Source organism: Nocardiopsis protaetiae, assembly GCF_045446735.1.
Classification (GTDB): domain Bacteria; phylum Actinomycetota; class Actinomycetes; order Streptosporangiales; family Streptosporangiaceae; genus Nocardiopsis; species Nocardiopsis protaetiae.
In genome coordinates, this window is sequence record NZ_JBJJBV010000594.1 from 1 (window position 1) to 237 (window position 237).

Genomic DNA, 237 nt, shown 5'->3' on the forward strand with positions numbered 1-237 from the left:
GGGCATGGGACACGAGGTCGTGATCGTCGTCTTCGACGGGGTGCAGAGCCTGGATGTGACGGGGCCGCTGGAGGTGTTCGCGGGGGCGTCCCGGGCGCCGGGGGCGGACTACCGGGTGCGGGTGGGGTCGCTGGGCGGGAGTGCGGTGGTGGCGTCCAGCGGGTTGGGTCTGGTGCCGTCGGTGGCGCTGGAGGAGGTGGGGCGGATCGACACCCTGGTGGTGGCCGGGGGCGAGGG

1 protein-coding gene is annotated in these 237 nt (G+C 74.7%); it reads left to right on the forward strand.

Features of this window, described 5'->3' with window-relative positions:
• Positions 1 to 4: 4 nt before the first annotated feature.
• Positions 5 to 237: DJ-1/PfpI family protein (locus ACJOT3_RS34810; RefSeq protein ID WP_406977359.1), on the forward strand; the 233-nt coding region annotated here is incomplete at its 3' end.